Consider the following 23,030-nt stretch of genomic DNA (forward strand, 5'->3'; position numbering starts at 1 on the left):
TCACTCGAGGTAGGGCTCAAGCTCGTCCAGGTCCGGTGTCGGCCGGTCGTCCCACCGAATGTATGCCACGTCCATCTCCGCAGCGAGGATGTAATGGGACGCGTCGGTCACCGCCGGCCGTCGCTGCGCGTCGAAGAAACGAACTGTGCCGCCGACGTTCTCGACGTTGAAGATGTGCGAACCACCAGTTGTCCAGACAACAAGGACTGCGCCGCGGGCGCCGTCGCCGTAGCGCTCGAAGGCCTCGACAATCTCGCCCTTCGGGATCCAGGTGAACGGTCTGCCCCAGATGCGTGAGATCGCCATCGGCGAACGGGCCAGGGCGCCAGCCACACGATCCACCCCCATGATCTTCTCCGTCGGGCCGGCCTGTACGTCCAGACCACGCCTGCGCAGCTCGTGGGCCTGGACCACACCGACACAGTTGTCCGCGTACTCGCTCTCACCAAACCGGTACTTGGGGTTGGTCTTGTCAAGCGCGTCGGCAATTTCCTCTGGAAGCGGGTCTGCGTCGCCGGTCGGACCAGGTTCGTCCTTGTTTTCGCCGGCTCCGGGGTTGAGGATGTCGAAGATCGACGGTCCGGTGGCGGGCGATGCCTCAGTGTCCGGGGACAGCGAGCCCATCCGCACCACCACGGATTCGGTGTGCTCCGCGGGCGGCAGGCCCGCGACGAACGCGACCCGCTGGCCCTGCTCGAGCCGGGGGACGAGCTCGTCGAGGTAGGCGTCCCAGAGTCGCTGGGTGATCCGAAGGGTCCTCGGCAGCAGCCGCACCACCTGGCCGCCCGGCGCCACCCAGACACCGGGTGGGACGCCGTACCTGCCCACCGGGCCCATCGGGCCTGCCGCCCGCAGCTCCTCGCTGGTGGGCATTCCGTGCAGGACGGTGCCGAACCACTCGTTGTGCCCTACGGGCTGGTTGTCCGTCAGCTCCGCCGGCTCCGCGGCCCGTCCGAGGTCGTCGTCGACCCGCCAGAGCCCTTCGCGCGACGTGGGGATGGCCGGATCGGTGATCGTGTACGTGAGAGCCGAGTCCGCGCGGGTGAGGCTCAGCTTCACCCGGAATCCGGCCTGGAGTAGCAGCCTGATGCGCCAAAGGTGCTCCCCGAAGACGTCCCGCCCAGGCCAGTCTTCGGGAAGCAGAGCGGTCAGCTCGCCGTCCGAGACGTCCGCCGCAGCCGGGTCGAGCGTCGCCTGCACCCAGGTCACGTCATCCAGATCGATCCCATGGATCTCGCGGACGACCGCGAGGCTGCCATCGTCGCTGCGTTCTACCTTGATCTGGGTGTAGACGAACTCGCTGGGCTCGACGCTCGCGGAGCCCGCACCCAGCTCCTTCGAGTAGAGCTGCGTCTCGTGCCCGTCCGGTTCGAACACCCGCACCATCAGGTGCAACCGACCGCTGTCCGACCCAGGCGGGCGAGTCAGATCGATCCGGACGAGAGCGCCCTGCTCCAGGTACGCCCGGACCTCCGCCATGATCTGCTCGAACTCGGACTCGTCGACGGTTACGCCGGGCGGGATCAGCTGGACGACCCAGCCGTCGGGGCACACCCACCATCCGAAGGGCAGGTCGCCGTCCGGCGTCGCGAGACCGAGGCGCTCTGCCAACGCCCGCGCGCCGGCCACGACGTCTTCCGCAGGCAAGTGCCGGAGCGAGACGTGCACCCCATGCCGCTCCCCGTGAGAGGACCGGCCCACCCCCACCCGGAAGTCCGGCGGGCTGTCTCGTCGGGTGAGCGGAATCGAGTGGTGCTCCGAGCGATCCGCGGCGGCCCGCTGAAGCTGATCGGGACTCAGGCTCTCGAACGCGCGCCAGCTGAGCGTGTCCCGGTTCAGGACCACGTGTACGACAGAGGCGCCGTCGGCCAGCGCCTGTGGCCAGGTCTGCCCGAGCAACGTCCGCAGGTCCTCGGCGAGCGTCGGCGAGGGCTGAGCCTGGGAAGGACCCAACGCCGCGATGCCGGCGTCGATGAGCTTGGTCAATTCCGCCACCGAATGATCGTCGAGCTCGCGCAAGGTCAGCTCGATCGACTGGAGCCTGCCGCGCGGCTGGTACCCGGTGAAGTAGCGCCACTGGTTGCCCGGTCCGCTGTAGAGCTCCTCCGTCAGCGATCTCACCCGCGGCCTGACCGCCGGTGCCGAGCGCGCGGCCCGCTCCTCGAACCGGTCGGCGAGGTCCAGGTTGCCACGTGGCTTGGCCAGGTTGAACCCTTGCCACTCCCTCGACAGCTCAGCCTTGCGCTGGTCGTCCTGGTACGGACCGGACAGCCTGAGGCCGTCCAGCAGGTCAAGTCCTTCGCGCGCGTCCTTTCTGGAGATGTTGTCGCCGTTGTAGAGCCACCACACTCGCGCGAGCTGGGCGTGGTACCTCGCCAGATGGCGTACGCCCCCCGGGTCGACCGCGGCCAACTCGGGCCCGAGGGCTGTCACCAGGTTCAGCTCGCCGAGGATCTGTATCAGTGCCTGCAGGATCTCCTTGTGGGACGCGTTCGGTGAGAACTTCACTGAGAGCTCGTTGCGATCCGGACGCCAGGCGGCGCGAGAAACGTCATAGTTCCCGGCAACGGACGGTACGTCGACGTTCACGACCACGTCGACTCCGGAGTCGAGCGTGTAGCGAGCGACGCCTCTCGCACGGCCGATCAAGGTGGCGGACCTGACCAGGCCGGCGTTGATGAGACGCGAGTCGTGCAACAGCCGGTCGACGTCCTCGAGCACCCGGCCGGCGAATGGGGGGTGGCCCGTTTGCCTGCCCACGGGACGGTCCTGGCCGAGCCACAGGATCGACGAGTCTTCGCCCGGCGCCGGCGTTGCCGGGATGGCCGGTCCGTCGCTTCGGAACGTCACCGCCGGAACGTCGACAGGCCGCGCCAGGAGCTCCTGGTGGAGGAGGCCGAGGATCGCCGGGTCATCCGCGGCCAGATCGGCGATCCGGCCGACGAGGGCGGGGTCGAGCGACCTCAGCAGAGCACGGAGGGTCTCGCGGCTCGCTCCGTCGTTCCAGTTCGCCAACAGCAGAACCCTGGCATACGTCGCCCGGGCCGCGTCCGGACCACCCGACCAGTCCGCCGCGAGCGCTGCCAGTAGCCCCGCGATGTCGACGGCGGCCAGTTCGGGCGGGCGGGCCTCGCTGAACGAGGTGTGCACATACCTGGTGGCGGGATGGAGCCGTACAGTCAGGCCTTTCTCCCTCGCTCCCCAGGCGCCGGACGCGATGCGGAACGGCTCGCCGTTCTCGGGTACGACCAACCACTCCGTCGCACGGCGGAGCTCGTCGTAGGTCGGCTCCTCGATCCGCCGGATACCCGCGGCCCGCAACACCGCTTCGTTCTCGAGAGCGGCCAGCACTGCCTCGTGATAGCTACGTTCCAGCCGCCGGTGCGCACCGGGCACCGGCCTCGGCCGGGCCGGTCCGGAGCCGGGCAGTTCGGTCACCCGATAGAGCCGTCCTTCGACACCGCCCCTCCCGTCGAGGGTGCCGAGGTCGACGAACGGTTCGGTCCAGTTCGCTGCCCTCCGCGCGGCGGCCTGGTGGCCCAGCCGATCGAGCACCTCCTGAGCGCGGCCGGCGTCCGGGCCGGCCGTCCAGTCGTCGTGCGCGAGAGCGCCGGCCAACGCCCCCGCCAGCTTGCGCATCAGCCCGGGTTGGTTCGCGTCCGAGATCGTGACCTGGGCGATCCGCCGCTCCGGGTCGAGCGCGACCCGCGCCGGATGAACACCGGCCACCTCGCCGAGGAACACCTGGATCCGGAAGCTCCGCGCTTCGGCGGGGTTGACCACCACCTCGTCGACGGTGGTCCAGCTGCCGTTCCGCAGCCGGCTGGCCTTCCCGGCATCCGAGCGGAAACCGGAGGCCGCCTGCTGGACGTCCGGATCGTTCAGCGCCCTGAGGAACGCCTCGACCAACCCGGCCGCATCCTGCGCGGTGGCGTGACGACCCTCGACCGCCGCGAAGCCCGGGTGTGCCTGTAGCACGTAAGTCTGCGCCGGATCGGTCAGGCTCACCGTGTTCGCCGGTGGCGACCCCGCCAACGGCTCCGGCGGGGAGAACCACGGTCCGGTGTCGAGCACCATGACGCGGCCGGCGCCGGGTGACATCGGGTGCTCCTCGAACACGCGCAGCCGGCCACCGGCGTACTGGTCGGAACCAGGTGGGTAGTACCGCGAGAGCTCCAGGTGCACGGTCTCACCGGCCTGGAGCGCGACCTGCACGGTGGCCAGGACTGACTCCAGCGCGCCGGGATCCACCTCGACGCCCCGCGGCAGCAGCGCCGCCACAGCTTCGAGCTGGTCGGGCCTGGTCACCGTCATCGTCACCACGTGGACGGTCCCGTCCGGGCCGGCCAGTCTGATCACCTGGTAGCCGTCCCACCGGTCGTCTCCGGGTACGACCGGCTCGGCGGCTGCCTCGGAGTCACCGGTGTCCTCGTCCGGTGTGTTCTCCGTGTTCTCCTCGGCCTGGGCGGCGAGCGCCGCCTCGATGTCGGCGATCGCAGCGGGCACCGGGTCGTGGCCGGCCAGCCAGTCCGACCACTCGGCGGGAAGGTCGACCGGGCCGGGCGTCGCGCCGCCCGACCGCTCCGGTGGGCCCAGGCGTACGGGACCAGCCGATATGGTCCACTCGCCGGCGGTCCGCTCGCCCCGGTGATCGACCGTGCGTACGACCAGCTGCAGCCGTCCGCCGTCGTCGAACGTGCCGTCCGGCCCGGCAACCCGCGAGAACGTGACGAACACCGTCCAGCCGAGGCCGAGCAGGATCCGCACCTCGTTCAGTGCGAAGCCGAGCTCGATCGGATCGATCGGCAGGTTGTGGGGCAGGTTGGCCACGCCGCCCGGGAAGAGCTCCCACCCCAGCGGCAGGCCGTCGTCGTCGACCGGAGTCCCCATCGCCGAGGCGGCCGCCCTGACCCGTTCCAGCTCGACGCCGGACGGCCTCGCCAGCATGTAACTGAGCACCGCATCGACGACTCGCCCACCCGCCGGGACATACGCCAACCCTTTCGCTCCCCTCCGGGTGACGCGGTTCTGGCCGAACTGTCGCGTGCCGTCGAAGTTGAAGCGTTCCCACAGCTCCACGGCCGGATCGGGCTGCTGCGCTTCGACAACGAGCTCCTCCAGCCGCTGCCTGGCGGCCTCGGCAGCGGCGGCATCCGGCCCGCCGGCGCGGTCGCCCTTCAGTGCTGCCAGTACCTCCGCCAGCAACGCGGGCACCGCCTCCGGTGGGGTGTCCCGCGAGACGAAGAGCGTGGCGCCGCGGTGTGGGGAGTGCAGCCGGAGGATCGAGTGATGCTGCTCTACGCCGCGCTCTCCCTCGTTGAGCAAGGACTCGGAGCGCACGTCGATGCTCAGGAGGAACGGTTCGCCCTCGTCCGGGTCGGGCACGACTCCGTACCCATCGGCGGTGTCCTCGTGCACCGGCTGCGCGTCGATCTCTACTCCGGCGGCCCGCAGCACGGCTTCGTCCCGCATCGCGGCGCGCCAGGCCCGGGCCAGCCTCGTGGCGTCCCGCGTCCCCGCGTCCGGCGACGCCGTGACCTGGTAGGAGCTGACCGGACCCTGGTGTCCGGCCGGATCGAGGCTGACGAACAGCTCCGGCCGGGCGCCGGCGGGGGTCAGGCCATCAGCAGCGTTCCCGGTGCCGGCGGCTCGGCTCCCGTCCTGGCCACCCGCAGGATCGTCAGTCGTTCCTGCCTGGTCCATGGCGTCGGAAACTCCAGCGCCTGCACTTCCCACCGGTTGCCCGTCGGCTCGTCCAGCAGGGTCGTGCCGACCGTGACCATCCCCTCCTGTTCCCGTCCCGTCAACAGGATCCCGGCTCGGGCCGGAATGTCGTCGACTCTCACTATCTCGAACCGGATCACCGGGATCTCCTTGTCCGTTTGGCTCCTCGGAATGGAACAGGAACTCCACGCCGCCGGACTGGCTGGCCCCGGCCTGGTTCGCCTTGGCAACCGCATACGCGGAAGGCAAAGCGGGGACCATCGCCTGCCGGCCGTGGAACCGCCGCAGGATGGCGTTGACGAAGGCACTCGCGTCCGCCTCGAGCACGTCCGCCGCCCGGGAGTTCAGCGGCACGCGGCCGACCCTGAGCTGCTCGGTGTGCCTGAGCTCTTCCGCCAGGGTCACCAGCAGCCGTTCGATCGTGGTGAACGCGCCCGGGCCGAGCCAGATCACGTTCCCTTCGTCCTCTGTCGGCGTGGCACCGGAGGCGTTGTGCGCTGTGAGCACTCCCAGCTTGTCAGGGTCGGCACTCGTGACGAGTTCGGTGTTGACGGCGGCCAGCCGCTGGCCCAGGCCGGCCCGGCCGGCGAGCCACCGCACTACCGCCATGTCAACCGGCAGCTCCGGCAGCTCATCCGACAGCGGAGTGCTCTCCGGCCGGGTCGGCAGGGCTCCCGGAATCCGCAGCCCGGCCAGCAGTTCGTTGTACGCCGTGATCAGCTCGTCCAGCTCGGCGGCCGCCAGGTCCAACGGCTTCCGGTCGCCCGTCCGCTCGGCGAGCCTCCGGGCGCGCCGCTCGACGTCGAGGGCGCGTTCGGTCCGCTCCAGCAGGACCAGTTGTTCCCTGAGCTTGGCCTGCGACGGAGCGGCGGACAACCGTTGCCTCGCCAGCTCGACTCCGAGCTGCAGCCGGCTGGGCCACTGGTCCGGCGCATGCCGGCCATCGAACGGATCCTCGGCTACATGCGCGGGCAGGACCGGTGGGGTGGTGCCCGGTACCGGCATCGCCTGGAACCGGTCGATCGCGTGCTGGAGACCGTCCCGGGCCACCTGCAGCACGTGCGCGTCGGCGGGGTTGCCTGGGTCCGCGATGGCGGTGAGGTTGTCCAGGCCGTCGGCAAGCCGCTCGATCCACTGCAGCTGCCGGTGCCGGTCGGCGCGTTGTCTTGCCAGGTCGTCGGAGGGCTGGTCGCTGGTCGCCGCGACGGCCTCGGCGACCTGGGCCTGCCGGACCGCCGCCCGGACCTTGCCGGTATCCAGGTTGCCGTCGGTGTAGAGCTTGCCGGGCTGGAACGTCCAGTCGGTGGCGCCCCGCCTGGCAGCCTGCTGCCGCTGGCGTGCCAGGTCCACGAGGTAGTCGGCCACCGCGAGGCTCTCGTAGACCCGATCCCATTCGACCGCGTAAGAGCCCTGCGCACGCTGCGACTCGTCCGCGATCCTGCGCTGGGAGCGCTTGTAATACCACTTCGTCGCCGGCTGGGCCAACAGCGTCGCACCCGCCCCCGCCAGCAGGGCGAGCGTGAGCACGTTGGGATCGAGGCCCAGGCTGAGCAGCCAGGGCGCCAGCGGGCCGGCCACTACGGGGTACGCCGCGCTGCCGGCCGCGAGCGGCCCGGTCGCGTACCACGCGAAGTACGGGGTCGGGACGTCCGGGCTCGGCCTGGGATCGGAGGACACCGGCAGGGAACCCGGGCGCGGTGCCGGACTGACTCCGGCGTCACGAACCAGGCGAGCCCACTTGTCCAGCAGCGGCGCCACTTTCCTGGCCAGTACCGTGTCGCTCTCCTGGAGGCGCTGACGGGTGTCGAACGCGGCGATGTCGCCGTCACGCTTGATCTGGTGCGGCTGCCAGCGCATCTCGCCGAAGAAGTTGAGAAGCTGGATCAGTTCCGCGACAGCGGCCTGGCTCGAGACGCCGCCGGCCACCCGAAACGTCGGCCCGACATCGTAGGGCTCGGTCGGCTTCGAGAGCTGGATCGGCTTCGGCGGCTTGCCCGGCTGCTCGGCCAGCAGCTCGGACAACGCGCCGGAGATCTCCGGCAGCAGGTCTTCCTGTGTGGCGTTCTGGATGCCCTCGAGCCCTTTGAGGAAGAACCGGAGCAGCTGGTTCTCATAACGGCCGGACTGGAGATCCTCGTTCCGGACCAGCGCGTCGAGGAGCTTGAACCTGGCCCGGTCCCGCCTCCACTGGACGTACCGCTCGGCCACCGGATTGATGACCGCCACCCAGCCGTAGAGGCCGTACATGATGTAGTACAGGGTTTGCGGCGCGGCCGGGAACACGCCCGGCAGTACGGACACGAGCCAGTCGTTGACCGCGTCGACACCCGCGGTCGTACCCGCGCCGACGACTCCGGTCGGGGCCCATTTCGCGTAGAGGCGCGGCAGCGGCTTCCAGAAGCTGGACTTGGCGGCCGTCTCGTCGTCGGTCTGGCCCTGCAGGAGCTCGCCCAGCCGGCTGCTCGGCTTCGGCCCCACCGCCTTCGAAGTGCTACCAGGCCGACCCTCGTCGGCCCGGCGTTCCATCGCGGCTTGCGTGCCCAGGTGCGCGAGCGTGGGGATCGCGGTGATGGCACTCGTCGTCGGGTTTCCGGTGATGAACCCGACGATCAGCGCCGGCGCCAACGCTGTCAGGGCGCCCCGCGCCGGCCGCTTGATGAAGTACAGGCGCCGTTGGGCACGGAGATCCTGGGCCGCCGGAAGCCGCTCCCGCAGATCCCTGATCAGATCCTTGTCGGCTTGGGACAGCTGCTCGTCGGCGTTCAGCAGGGCGAGCCGCCATTCCGCGTCCCGCTGTCCCCGCCGCACTCCCATGTCGAGGAGCGTCTCCCGCAGCAGCCGGCGGGCTGTCCGGCCCGGCTGCCCGGCGAGGAAACGTACGGTCGCGATCCGGGCGCGGTCGCGCGTGGACAGGTCGAGTGCCGCGCGCGGGTCGGACGACTGGCCGAGCACGTCCGACCGGTAGGCGGCCCGAAAGTCGTAGCCGGCCGCGACGGCCAGGACGTACGCCAAGTTGCGGTTGACAACGAGCTCGCGGGTCCTGGCGGGCAGCCGCTCGGACACGGTGACGTGGATCGTGCGCTGCTGCCGGTCGACGACGATCTCCATCGACTGCCCGTCCTGGGTCTTGCCGACGGTCGCGATCAGCCGGGTCGGAGGGCGGTTCGGGTCCTGCGGACGGACGATCGCTTCCTGCACCGCACCTGGTTCTGTGCCTGATTCTGGGCCCGATTCTGGGCCCGACGCCGGCAGATCGACACGGTCGACCGCGGCGGCGTTCCACACGTCCGGATTGCGCAGGCCGTCGAGCAGCGCCTGCCTGGTCGCCGACTCGCTGCCGGACATCGGCGACCGGCCCGGTAGCGGCATACCGGTGTCGGGATCGTGGAAGGCGGCATGCTGCGCACCGACCCGGCCGGGCGCCGGATCGAACCAGCCGCCCGACGGATCGGCCAGGGGCGCAGGAACTCCGACCGGCGTGGGATCGAACGTCTGGCCCGCCTGGTTCGCGAACCGCTGGGTGTACGTCTGGATCGGCGTACCGTCCTGGCCGAAGACGGTGTAGGTCACCGTGAACGCCCTTGGCGGCTCCGTGGCGGGGTCCTTGCCGGGACGGTCCTCCGGATGAACGGCGATCGCCACGTTGACCGACTGGCCGGCGTGGATGGCGCTGTGCCATTCGTTCCACATCTGACGCCACGGACCGAGCGCGAGGTCCTTGTCGATCCTCGCCCAGTTGCGCGGGTCGGTGCCCGCCTCGGCGTAGGCCCACGGCGGGAGCAGCCGGAAGTTCTTGCGCGGAACGCGCGCCCTCGGCGTCGAAACGAGCTCGTGCAGCCGTGCCTGGATCACTCGCTGCCGGCTCTGATCGGCGGAGGGCCAGTTGACGACGTTCTCAGGTGGTGTAGGCGAAAGGCCAGGTTGCGGCGTCTTCGCCACCGGCGTCGGCAGCACCGCGAACTCACGGCTGTCCTGCGCGTGCGTCGTTCCGGTGAAGTGGTCGATGATCCGGTAGTCGATCTGGATCCGATTGCCCTTGGTGTCAGTGATCCGCTCCCAGCTGAGCGAGACCTCGTGCCCGTTCTCGATCGCCTCGATCCAGCTCTGCTCGACGGCCTCGTACCCTGACCAGTCCACGTTGTGCCGGATGGTCCGCGCTACTCCGCCCTGGAACAGCCGGGAGCCGAGCGGTGACTGTGCCTCCCCCTGCTGGCGCTGCCTGGCCTCCTGCGACATCTCCGGCAGGATCGTGCGCAGGACCACGCCCTGCTTCGAGAATCGACCCCACGTGAGGTGGAACGGCTGGTCATCGCTGGACCGGCCGCCGGAGAACTCGCCGGCGATGACGTAGGTCCCAGTGGTGTTGGGTGCCGGCGTGGTGCCGAGCTCGACCGTGACCGAGTCGGCTTGGCTGCCGTCAAGGGCTGTGGCGGTGTAGGTCAACCGCACCTTGTCGTTCCGCGGGTCCCGCTGGGTGTTGATCGTCAGCGTGTGACCGGCCCGGACCAGCGCTTCCAGCTCCCACAGCAGCGTGGTCACTTGCGGGCTGTCCGCGTCGACCGTGACTCCCGACGGCAGCAGGTTGTGGAAGCCGCCGAGCGGATGGATCCACGAACCCGCATCCCGTAGTCCCAGGGCTCGCCGCAGTGCTCGGGCCCGGGTCAGGACTCGGCCCGGCAGGCCGTCGGGGTCGTGCCGTTCGCGAATGGTCGCCTCGACCTCATCGACCTGACCGCCCGGGCCGGGTACGCGGGTGATCAGGTTGTCGCCCCAGTAACGCGTGCCCCCGGCATGGAACCGGCCGCTGAGCGAGTGGTCCCGCGAAGTGAGGGCGTTCGGGCGGAAGGGGTGGCGATGGCCGGGGTTCGCCGGATCGGAGCGTGGGGCGGGCTGTGGCACCGGACCGGCAGCCGATGCGTCGTCGAGCGTCCCGTCCGGGCGGTGGATCTCGTACCCGATCCATCGCAGGCCGCCTGGCCGTCGCTCCACGGTCACGGTGACGTCCAGGCCGCGGCGCCGGGCCGCGAGTACCTGGTCCACGATCCTTCGCAGAGCCTGCCGGGCGGCCTTCGTGCCCGGCATGGCCAGCTTGGCGGGTGTCAGCTCGTTCGCGGTGACCGGTCCGGCCAGCCGCAGCTGCCGTCGGTTCAGCCGGCCGTCGATGCCGCGCTCGGTGTGTCCGGACACGGTGAAGCGCAGCCGGCCGGACCGGCCGGGGAGCTCCTTCCCGTCCTGTCCGAGGATCCGGTAGGTCAGGGAGGTCCCGTTGGAGGTCGGCTGCATGGTGACCTCGACCCGCCGGCCCTGCTCGTGACTGTCGCGCCATTCGGCCTCGAGCTCGGCGTGCCGCCCCGCGAACGTCGGGAACTGCTGACGGGCCTGCCGGACGAGGGCCGCGCGTTCTTCGTACGCGAGGTCCGGCTCGCCGTTGAGCCGGTAGACCGCCTCGCCCGGGGCCGGGTGCGCCGGCTGGTCGGGCCCTACGGCGTGGAACAGGAACGCGACCGGTCCATCGTCGTCGGTGTTTCGGCTCCCGTCGTGGTTCTGCTGGCCCTGGTCGGCCTGGTCGGTGGCTCGGTCGGCATCGGCCGGATTCGGGGCAGCCACCCCGCCGGGATCGCTTGGCTGTCCCGCCGCCGTCGCGGCATCCGGGACGGTGGTGACGTAGCACGCATCCTCAGCCGACCTGTCGTAGAGGAAGTACGTCAGAAAGGCGTCCACCGGCACATGCAGGTACCCGTCGTACGTGTCGTACAGGACAAGGACATCGCCTCGGACCTCGGTGACCGCGTAGTCGCGCCATTCCGCCAGGCCATGCGAGAAGGCCGGCTCACCTGGGGTCGCCCAGCGGGACCTGACCACGATCGGGCGCCCGCCGGCGCGTGCCTCGGCGAACTCGGCCAGCACCGCTTGCGCCGCTTCCGCCGGGCCGGCGTCGAGGCACGGCAGCGACCGAACAACGCTCGGCTCACCGGTCGTCTGAGCCATCAGCCGCGCGTGCCCACCTGGCGGCAGCGGCATCTCGTGACGGTCGTACCCGGTCGGCGCCCGCTCGGGTGCGGGCGGCAGGTTCACATCGTCGCGCTGCCTGTCGACGAAAGGCTTCAACGCTCGCCACATGTTGTCCGTCAGACTCCGCATCCCAGGCGGCATCCGCTGGTCCTCGACGGCGTCGGCCTTCCGCAGCAGCACCGGCCACGACGCGCCCTCGGGCGACACGCGCACGTCGATTGGAACGTCGTGCTCGTCGACCGGAACCCGGTCGGAGAGCAGGATCGGCCTCGGGGCTCCGGTGGGCCGCCATACCGGATCGCTCTCGGACGGCGGCTCGACGTCAGACTGCAACACGAGGTAGTGGCCGTGTGGCCACACCTGAATCTGGTTCGGCCCCACTTTCTCGGCGCATGCGGCCCAGACAGCGAGGGCCGGGTTGTGCCTCGAGTCGTAACCGCCCACCACGTCGGTGGGTTTGGGTGGACCGGCGAACGGCAGGATCCGGTTGCCGTCTCCGACTGGCACCAGGCGTCCGGTCAACGGATCGACCGAACGCTCGCCCGCGGACACCATGCGCCAGTGCGCCTCATGGGCCGCGTAGCGCCCGGTCGCCTCGGGCTCCTGAGGAGCCCACATCTCCTGGCCGCGCAACCAGCCGTCGGCTTCGGGCTGCTCCGGCCAGACGTTCGCGTCATCCGATCCGAACGGTCCGGGTGTCGCATCGTCATCCGGCTCGGACGGGTGAGCGTCGATCGACTCGAGGTCGCCGCCGGGCACCGTCGTGACGTAGCAGTTGTCGGACTCGGAACCGCTCGGCGTGAAGAACCGCGCCCCGAAGTCGTCGCTCGCGATGCTCCAGATGCCCAGGCTCGGGCTGGAGATCACCAGCGACCGGGCGCCGACATCGACGACCTCGACCCACTCCGATACCCCTTGCTCTGTACGGGTCCGGACCAGGATCGGCCGGCCCGACTCGCGCGCCGCCTCGAACTCCCCCACCAGCTCGTCAACATCGAGTTGGCCATCGCGCGTGAGAGGGAAGGGCCTGACGACGGTGTCGGTACCGATCAGCCGGGCGAGGAGCTGGGCGCGCCCGAGGGGACTCGCCTCGCGCTCCCACTCGCGCAGCAGCATGGGGACGGGGTCCTGCCCGTCGGCCTGTTCGGGCGGGTACGCGGCCAGCAACAACCTCGACGTCAGGAACATGTTCGCCAACACCGCCGGCCAGGTCGACTTCCAGATGCGGGCCGCGACCGGAACGTTGTCCTCGTCGACCAGCAGCGCGTAGTCGATCGCTGCTTGCGGCAGCTCGCCAGTGACGCGGACGATTCGATCGTCACCTGATGGCCAGGCGGTTTGGTGCAGCGTCACCCAGACCTGACCTAGGGGGTCGCGGAACAAGACCTGCTGCAACCTGTGTGGAGCAGCCGACGCCGCGGCCGCCATCACGGTCAGGTCAGCCTCGTGCAGGCGCCTGAGCTCTGGGCCGAGGTCTGGTCTGGCTTCGGCAAGTGCCCCCAGCCGGTCGCTGGGCAGCACGTCGTTCGGATCGGCGAGCTCGTCGTGCAACCAGATCGGCTCGCCCTCACCGGCAGGAACGAGCCGACCGGTCTCGAGGTCCACGTCCATGCCGTCGAGCGACTCCCGCCTCCAGCCGGGCGGAATCGGGTCACCAGTTCCGGCCTCGGCATGCAGGGGTACACCGCTGGTCGGCGGCTCGACAGCCGCCCGGCCCCGACCGGGCGCGGTGGTGACGTAGCCGTTGTCCGCCGGATCGCCTTGTGAGTCGTAGAAATCTTGCTCGAACTGATCGATCGGTACGAAGTGAGGGAGATCGCTTCGCGGGTCGTACAGCTGGAACGATTCGTCACCGAGTCCAACGACCAGGAACCACTGCTCCGGCTCCAGCCCGGAAACAAGAGGCGCTCGCGCGCTGGAACGAGTCCGTAGGAAGATCGGGCAGCCCGACTCGCGCAGCCTGCGGAACCCGGCCATCATCTCGGCGACGTCCAACTCGCCATCCCGCCGAGGCAGTCGGCGAGACGTCGCCGCCCTGCCGGTCATCTCTGTCACGAGCCGGGCCAGACCTGCGGCATCCTCAGCGTTCTCACTCGGCGCGGCAGGAGAGTCCTCCTTCCCGGCTGCCTGCTCGAGCCTGCGGAACAGCCGTGGTTTCTCCCACAGGGCCACCAGGAAGGCGACCCGCTCGTCCGCGTCGTCGCCCACCTGAACACCCAATGGCCGGCCTTGTTCGTCGACCAGGATCTCGTCGGTGATCGGATGGACCGTGAACCCGGTGGAACGGAAGAACGGATCGTCCTCGGTCGGTTCACGCACAAGGTGCCCGCTGACGCGGATCTCGCCGTTGCTCCGCTGGATGACCTGGTCGAACTCGTCGGGAAGGTACTTCACGGCGGCCGCCGCGACCAGGAGCTCCTCGAGTTTGCTGTACGGCCCGGGCAGGACGCCGTTCAGGTCGCGTGCGCCGCCGAAATCCTCGGTCGGGACATTCGGCTCCTGCAAGCTGACGAGCTTCGCCCCAGGCGGCGCGCCGGGCGGAAGTGCCTGATAAGTCGCCGCTCGCACCCGCTCCGGTGTATGTACGATGCCCGCGACCGGGATCCGCGACGGCTCGTCCGGCTGGTCGGACGGCTGTGGCAGGTCAGACGGCGGATCGGACTCGGTGCCGGCGAGCGGCAACTCCTCGACAGGGTTGGGACGTTTGGCAGGGGCGGCCGGTGGGTCGTCGCCGAGGCGGAGGTGGTTTCGGGTCTGGCCGGGCGTGACCTCGACCGTGCCCTGGTACAGCGGCTCGCCGTCGCGGTAGATCTCAACAGCCGCCTGGGTGTCGTTCTCGCCGAACGGGACGTGCCAGTATGCGCCCTCGGCATCGACCTCCGGATCGAGTTCCCGCCCGTCGGCCAGCCGGATGCGGAGCTGCTCGTACGCGTGATCGGCTCGGGTGACCCGCACCAGCACATGGTTGAGCGCGTTCTGATCGGGCCGCCATGCCTCGCCGGGATCGCGCCGAACGTGCCGCTTCACGCCGCGGTAGACGTCGGCGGTCTGCTGGGCGATGTTCTTCCACTTGTACGTGTCCGAGTTCGCGGTGTCGCGTCCCCGGGCCGCGAGGTCGTCACGAAGCTCCGGGTCGCGGAGAATCCTGTCGACCTGCTCGGCGAGCCGTCGTACGTTCGTGGCGGGGAAGCGCAGCCCGTTCCGCCCGTCCTCGACATAGCCGATGACATCCGACGTCACCAGCGGCACGCCGAGCGCCATCAGCTCCAGGCCGACGACTCCGAACGGTTCGTAGCGGCTCGGCATGATCGCCACGTCGGCGGCCATCGCGAGCCGCTGCAGCGTGCCGTCGCGCGGGATGTCCTTGCCGACGAACCGCACGTGGTCGCTGAGTCCGAGCTCGGCGACCCTCTCCTCCAGTGCCTGCCGGTGGACTCCATCGCCGGCGAGAACGACCGTCGTGCCCGGATGCTCCACCTGGATGTCCTGCAGTGCCTCGATGATGTCCTGGACGCCCTTCTCCTCGGCGAGCCTGCCGAGGAAGAACAGCACCGGCGCGTCGGTTGGCAGCTGCAGGTCCGGCGGTGCCTGCGCGTTCCACTCCGCACGTTGCGTGCTGACGTCCCGGCCGACCAGCTCGGCCACCGGCTCCAGCCATTCGCTCAGGTCCACGCCGTTGGGAACCACGGTGACCCGGTTCGTCGGCACCGCGAACAGCGCGGCCACCTCGTCGCGCATGGCGGGCGAGTTGACGATGATGTGGTCGACGCGGCGCACGAGCTCCCACTCCAGCGCATGGATGCCCTGCGAGCGTTCGTCGAACTTCCCGCCCTTGCGACCGGCCTCTGTCGCGTGGATGGTCAGCACGGTCGGGATACCGAGCTCGTCGGCGATGTCGAGGAACGCCGGTGTCATCCACTCGTCGTGCAGATGGATGACGTCCGGACGCGCTTCGGGATGCTCCTCCAGATGTCTGCGGTAGTCCGAGGCAGCCTGCTCGCTCGCCGCCCAGGACCAGGCCACCTCCTGAGCAACCCGCTCCTCCTCGGTCTGGAACCCGGCCGGCGGCCGGATCAGGAGCAACTGGACGCCCTGAGCCTGTTCCTCCACTATCCCGTCGGGAGTGAGCTGGTACTTGTCCGGAGTGAGCTCGTAGCCGAACGGCAGCCGGGTCACGTGGTACACGGTGTGCCCGAGCTTGACCTGTGTCGGCACCAGCCCCATCAGGACGCTGCCCATCCCGCCAACCAGCTCACCCAGCCATTTGATCGAGGTCTCCCAGGCGCCGTGCATCAGTGTGAGGCGGGCGGGGCGGCCGAGTGCGATGGCGAGGTCCTCGAGCCACTTGAGCCGCTCGGCCGGCTCGGGCGTGTAGGCGGCGGTGGGTGGGCGCAGGTTGTAGATGCCGCGCGGCAGGATCTTGCCCGCGGCATCGGTGATCGGCACGGCGTTCTCTTCGCTGTCGAGGGCGAACGCGTTGAGGTTGATCGTCCCGGTGAGGTCGGGCCGGCCGGGGAGCCGGCCTCCCTGTTCCCAGTCGTAGTAGGAGATGACGCCGTCGTTGTTCTCCACGACGACGACGTGGCCGCGCCTGCTGTCCGCATGCCGGTAGACGAGGAAAGCGGTCGCGCCATGGCCTGCCGACGTCAGCGCGGCTTCGAGTCGTTCCAGGGTGGGAAGTTCCTGGAACGAGCCGTCGAACTCCTCCTCGATGTCCGCGGTCGCGTACGAGATCCCGTCGCGGCCGACCGGTGGAGCGGCGGCCGTCGGCCTGCCGTACCTCGTCTTCACGTGTGCGATCGCCGTCGGGGCACAGTTGCGGTCACGCCAGGGCAAGCCGTAGTTGACAGCAGGTCCCCAGCCGTCCGCGTTGGTGAACTTCCGATAGTTCCCTGCCCTGTCGCGCGGCACCAGTGCCTCGACGCTCCGCTGCTGCCAGGCCGGTCCTGGCATCCGCGGATCCCGCTCGGTGTCCCGGCTCAGCCTGGCAACGAGCCGGACCAGATCGGAGGCGGCCCGGGTCGCCTCCTCCAGCACGCTGGTGTCGCCGGCGTTCAGTTCGAAACGGGCTTGCGAAACGCGCAGCTGTTCCACCGCGGTTGCCAGCTCGGCCGCTTCGTCCGCTGTGAGTGCCGGCCGCGCTCTGATGTCTGATTTGCTGAGGTCGGCGGTGATGGCCTCGATCTCGGCGTCGGTGAGGTTGATGTTGCGGGTCCGGAACCACTGGCGTACGTACTCGACGTACAGCTGGATGTCCTCGATCGTCACCTCGTCCTCGGGCGACACCTCTGTCGACGACGTTGGGCCGCCCGCCACCGGCATGCCGTCGTCACCGTCGTTATCGTCATCAGAGTCATCAGCGTTTCTGAGGCTCTCGATGGCGCGCTTGTGGGCAATGTCGGCCAGCACCTGCCGGATGAGCTGGCGGTAGAACTCCTGCAGCGCCTGGAGCCTCTGCCGTTCCTGGTTGAGGAACCACATGCCCGCCGGTCCGGCGATGCTGCCGACCGCGGTCTGGGCCCCGGCGACGCCGATCTTGTGCCAGGCGCTCTCCCCCAGGATGAGCTCGGCGGCCGCGACTCCCAGCGCCGCCTGCACCAACGGCTCGACGATCGCGGGCAGCAGCCCGGTCATCCCGAACGCCAGCCACTTGGTCGGCATGGCGGAGGCAGGTGGCGAGGGCAGTACCAGGTCGCTCTGCAACGGCTCGCCAGGAACTCGCTGCCTCGGGACGTCCGGCGTACCTACGTCGGCCATCGACGCCGACCACAAGGCTTCGAAGAACTCGCGGAGGTCGGCATCGAGGTGCTGCCGGCTCGTTGCCTCCGCCGCGTCGTTGCGCTGGTTGGCCACGCGGAACATGGCGTGCTCGGCACGGTTGTTGTAGTAGGCGTCGATTCCCGCGCCCATCCACGTGTTCACGATGCCGGACCCCAGCTGCAGGGCGGCCGCGACCGGGTCGCCGGCCAGCGGGGTCACGCCGGCCACGGCACCGAACAGGTTCGGCGCGAACCGGTCCAGGAGCCGGACCCGGAGGACCTGCTGATAGCCCGGAGCGATGTTCGGGCGACGGGTCGCGACCGGTCGGCTCCATCGGTAGTCCGCGAGCTCGCGCCGGGTGTCCTGTAGCTTGCCCGACGGCACCGGGGTGCCGGCCCGCTCGGCCAGCTCGGACACCGCGGCGACGAGCCGGCGACCCAGGACTTCCTGCTCGTGTCGCCGCTGGCGTAGCTCAGTGGCCTCCTCGAAGGCGGCCAGCCCGACCCGGTTCGCGACCTTGGCACTGACCATCAACCGGTCGGCGGCGGTCTTCAGGAACAGCTGCGCGACCGCTGTGGCGGCACCGGTGATGGCGAGCCCCGGCAGGTGGTTCACAATGCCCACGTGGACGACCGACTGAGCCGCCGTCCAGGAGGCCAGCCGGATGTTCGCCGCCAGCTGGTACTTGAACGACGTCGTTCCCACGGCCAGGTCGTGAGCGCGGGTCGACCAGACCTCTCGACCCGCGGCGGCGGACGGCGGGGCGGCGGAGGCGAGCAGGTTTCCGAGCAGCGGTTCCAGCGTCTTGCGAAGCTCGGCTTCCACGGTCGCGGCCAGTTGGTCGGCCTGCTGGGCCTGTTCGGCTGTACTGCTCTCGATCTGGGCGCGCTCATGGACCTCGGCCCCGGCATCGGTGCGCTCGTAGTTGACCGCGTACGACCACGCCTGGGCAAGAGCGAACCAGACCGCAAGGCTCGCATAGGCGGGCGTGTCTCCGCTGAACTGCACACCGATTCCGGCGTTGACCAGGCCGATTCCGCCCTGATCCATGATCGTGGTGGTCTGGTACTTGCCCATGCGCGGGACGCGCGTTGGTGGAGGCTCGTGCCGCCCGATGGCCTCGCGGTACTTCTGCTCCACGTCCGTGGCCAGCTTCCTGGCCATCTTCCGCGCCCGCTTCTGGTCCCGCCTGGAAACGCCCGGCAGCGTGCCGAGATCGACCTGCCCGAGAGACAGCTGGGCCAGGTACGCGGTACGGACACCCTGCAGCAGGCGCCGGGCATGCCGGTCCGGGGCCGTCGCGAGCTGGTGATCGATGCGGGCGAGGATCGCCTCCACGCTGCTCTGTTGAATCGTCCGAATCGCGTCCGGATCGCTTGTGTGCTGTGCGACGACTTCGTACAGGAGATGGATCGCCCCCTGCTCGCCCCAGTACTCGTCGATGCCCGACGGCAGCAAGCCGACGTAGGAGCGGGCGGTCTCACCCTGCGCCAGCTGGACATGCCCGGGAGCAAGCCCGTCGTCGTGCCCGAAGGTGACCTCGATGGCGCCTGCGGGATCGTCCACCTGGACGGTCCTGCCGTCGGCGGCCAGGGTGACCGGCAGCCCCCGTTTCGCCAGCCAGCGGACCAGCTCCGGGAGGTTGCTGTCGTCGAAGTCCGGGATCGCCTCGCGACCGACGTCGGCGCCCGCCTCGTTGAGCAGGCGCATCGGTGTCACCCGAACCTTGTTGTGCTTCGCGATGTACGTCGCGATCTCGGGGTCCACGTCCTTCAGCGCGTCCCGCTTGATGTCGTAGTCGGGACTGCTGGCCAGCAAACCCTTCTCGTAGAGGAACTCACGCAGCGTCCGCTGCTCGCGGAGGTTGGGTGCCGGGTGATCCTCCCGGAAGGCGCGCAACCATCCGACCACCGCGTGATCGTCGAGCGCGAAGGCGGGATTGTTCCGCACCAACCCGCCCAGCTTCCGCGGGGTGAGCAAGGCCGGCTCGTGCTCCCCGGCGAGCTCCACCATGCGGGCGAACGTCCCGTCGACCGGCCCGGCCGCCTTCGCCGTCCGGTACGCCTGGACCAGCCGGCGGAGGCGAGCGGCCAACTCCTTGCGGGCACCGCCGGCCTCGAGCGGCGACTCGAGCCACACCACCAGGTCGGCGTCGGGCCGCTCCGCGGGAACGTCCGCGCCGTCCAGTAGGACGGCGACGGTGAACGACGAGCCGTCCTCCAGCGACAGCAGGAACACATCGCCGTCCTGCTCGATGCGTGTCACGCCTACCGCGCCGGCCAGGCCGAGCATGGTCTTCACGACCCACCGGCGATCCACGGTCAGTGGGAGCTTGGCGGCCAGCCCTGGCTTGTCCCCGGAGTCCCTGGCCACGTCGACGACCTGATCGAGCCCTGCGGCGGAGAGGAGCGCGAACCGCTCGTCGCGGTGGAGCATGCTCTCGCCGAGCCCGGCCGCGGAGAGCGTGTCCCGCAGCCGGCGGACGCGTGACCGTCTCACCTGCCACTGGTTCCGGCCGTCCAGCCCGGCCGGCGACTCCTCCACCCGCTGATGGCGGACGAGGATCGCCGTGATCGTCCGCACGTCCTGCGGTCCGAGCCTGGACGGTACGTCGAAGCCAGGACGCAGCGCCGGCTGATCGCCGAACCGGCCGGCGGCGTTCCGCAGCTCCACGGCCAGGATGTCGAGCTCGCCGAACCGATTCTCCGGCAGGGCCTTGTCCAGCTCGCCGGCGACGGCCAGGAGCGCCGCCGGCACGCGGGTCCGGATCGCCTCGCGCGCACCGGCCAGCACACCTTCGACCTCGGTCCGGCTCGCCTCGTCCAGTCCCTGCCGGCCCAGAACCGCCTGCACCGCTTCCACGGCCTCGGTCACCGGCGTGACCGTGTCCACCAGATCGGCGATCACCGCGATCTCCTCGGCGGTCACCGCCATGCACAGGTCGACGTCGAGCTGGTCGTTGATCGACCCGTCCATGAGCAGGTCGACGCGGTCGGCCTCGGCCTGGTCCTGCGTCGCGATCGTCGTGGCGAAGATCAGCTCGTCGGTGACTTCAACGCGCTGGGTCTCCGCGAGCAGGTCCGGCAGCTCGCCGCGCTTGACGGCGATCAGGAACTTCCGCTGATCCTTTGTCGTGACCCGCAGCAGTCCTTCGCCGACCAGCTCGACCGTCTGTACGCCGGGGATGGCATCGGCAAGCCGGCTTGGCGTTTCGAGCGCGCGCCGCAGCGCATGGTCGGCCGGAGCCTCGCCGGCGAGTGCGGCCGCACCGCTCCTGGCGAACGTGTCGGCCTGTCCGTCGAAGGTCGATCGGAAGTGGCTGTGGTCACCGCCCGGAGACCACGGGAACCGTAGCGCCGTCCCGTCGCCGGCCAGGACCAGAGCCTCCACCGTCACGACCTCCGACAGGGCCGCGACGAAAGCACGGCGATCGATCGGCTGCCCGTCGGTGTCCGTCCAGCGGGGAAGCCGGCCCCAGTCGTTTCGCAACATCACCCGGCTGGTGGAGCCGTCTTCTCTTGTCAGCAACAGGAAGGCCCTGCGATCGACTGTGCGCGCGACGTCCCACGCGTCCCGCGCGCTGCCCAGCTCCGAGCGCATCGAGGCGGTGACGAAGCGGGCCGCGCGGTTTCGGCGGCGTACCTCGGTGACCCGATCCCGTGCGGACTTCACGGCCGCCCGGTTCCTGACCATGGACTCGACCCGGCGGATGGCTTCGAGAACCGCGGCGGAGGATTCCTGCGCGGGCTGGGCGAGCGGCTCCATCCCGGTGTCGACAAGCAGTTGCACAGGCGCGCCCGTACGCGACTCCGCGTTGGCGAGCTCGATGTCGAAACGCTGCCGGCCGTCCTGCGGCCGGCCGGCGAGCACGAGCTCCTCGACGACGGGTTGGCCGAGCGCGCCGGCCAGCTCTTCGTTCCAGGCAAGAGCTTCGGCCGAGTCCGGTGCGAAGTAGGCGGGCGTGGGCGGGAGGCTGTTGCCGAGGCCACGGCCGAGGACGTTCCCGGCCGCGTCGGTGATGGGTACGGCGTCCATGGTGGCGTCGACGACGAACCCGCTGGTCGTCCCGGCGGCGAGGTCGAGGCTTGTGAGCCGGCGACCGCCGTCGAAGTAGGAGACCCCGCGGATGTGCTCTGGTGTGTCGGGCGCGTCGTTGTACTCGGCGACGACGACGTGGCCGAGCTCGCTGCCGGCTTCCCGGTGAATGATCAGCGCGGTGGCGCCGTGCCCTACCTCTCGCAGCGCTTGCTCGAGCTGCTCCAGGGTGGTGATCTGCTGGAACCGGCCGCCGAACTCGAGCTCCAGGTCGAGCGCCCCGAACGGTACGCCGCCCGGACCAACCGGAGGTGCCGCGGCGGTCGGCACGCCATACCTGGTGCGGACGTGGGCCCGCGCCGCCTCGACGCAGTTGCGGTCGCGTTCGGGGAGGGCGCTGTTGGTCGCCGGGCCCCAGATGTCGGCGTTGCTGAACGGAATCGGGTTTCCGCTGGAGTCGCGAGGGATCAGCTCCTCGACGACGTCCTGGTGCCACTGTGGTGCCGCTGTGTCTGTTCCGTCGGCCGGCAGGTCCCGCTTCAGCCTGGCGACGATTCGCGCCTGCACGGCGACGGCATGGATCGCCGCCTCCCGAGCCTCCTGGCCCTCGGTCCGGGCGACCTCGGCTTGCAGGTCACGCATCCGGGCCTGCGCCGACGCGAGCACGTCCTCGTCGGGTCGCTCCACAGAGAGACCGGGACCGCCGCCCAGCAGCTGCTCGGTGATGGCCGCGATCTCGTCGTCGGTCAACTGGCGGTTGCGGGCACTCCAGAACTGCCGGTGGTACTCGACGAACAGCTCGATGTCCTCCCGCGACGGGTGGGCCTCATCCTCGTTGCCTGTCTCGCCGAGCAACTCCCGCAGCCGCGCGAGCTGCAGACCGACCTGCTCCTCCAGCGCTGTCCGGTCCTCGGGTGCGACATCCTGCGCGGACAGGGCACGGCGCAGATCTGTGATCCTGGCCAGGTGCTCGCGCGCCTGGTGGTAGGCCGCGGCCGGTCCGGACGGGCCACGTTCCTTTCGGAAGCCGAAGCCTGGCTCGACCTGCTGGCCGCCGATCTCGTTGTAGGCATGGAGGAACGCCGCTTCCAGCTCGCGTAGTGGCAGCAGCTTGCGGGCCCGCGGGCCCTCGTGCAGGTTGGTCAGGCCGCGCAGGAACTCCCTGATGTCCCGCGCGGGAGTGCCTGTCGGGTTGCCGGCGGCGTCCATCGACCGGTGCAGGTAGGGCAGGTCGATCGCGGTCACCGTGCCGGTGGTGGGGTCGTAGAAGACGTTGCGGGGATTGAAGTCGCCGTGCACCAACGACGACGGCCTCAGGTACGGCGGGACCTGCGCCTCCAGTGCGGCCATCGCCCGCGCGATGTCCTCCTCCAGCGCCGCGGCCGGGTCGGCCGGCGACGGCACGCCGTAGTGCAGGTCGGCCATCGCCACCCCTACCGCTGCCAGCGCCTGCTTCAGTACCGCCAGCGCCTCGTCCCGATCCTTGCCCGGCTGCGCGT

1 protein-coding gene (cut by a window edge) is annotated in these 23,030 nt (G+C 70.0%); it reads right to left on the minus strand.

Features of this window, described 5'->3' with window-relative positions; all coding sequences use genetic code 11:
- On the minus strand, positions 1–23,030 hold the 3' portion of the coding sequence (locus ACYVF6_RS16760; protein WP_460522172.1) for a glycosyltransferase. 4,975 nt of this gene lie beyond the right edge of the window; the window shows 23,030 of its 28,005 coding nt (coding positions 4,976–28,005); its start codon lies beyond the right edge, outside the window — the gene reads right to left on this strand; the stop codon is at positions 1–3.

It is taken from the genome of Flindersiella endophytica (assembly GCF_054779015.1).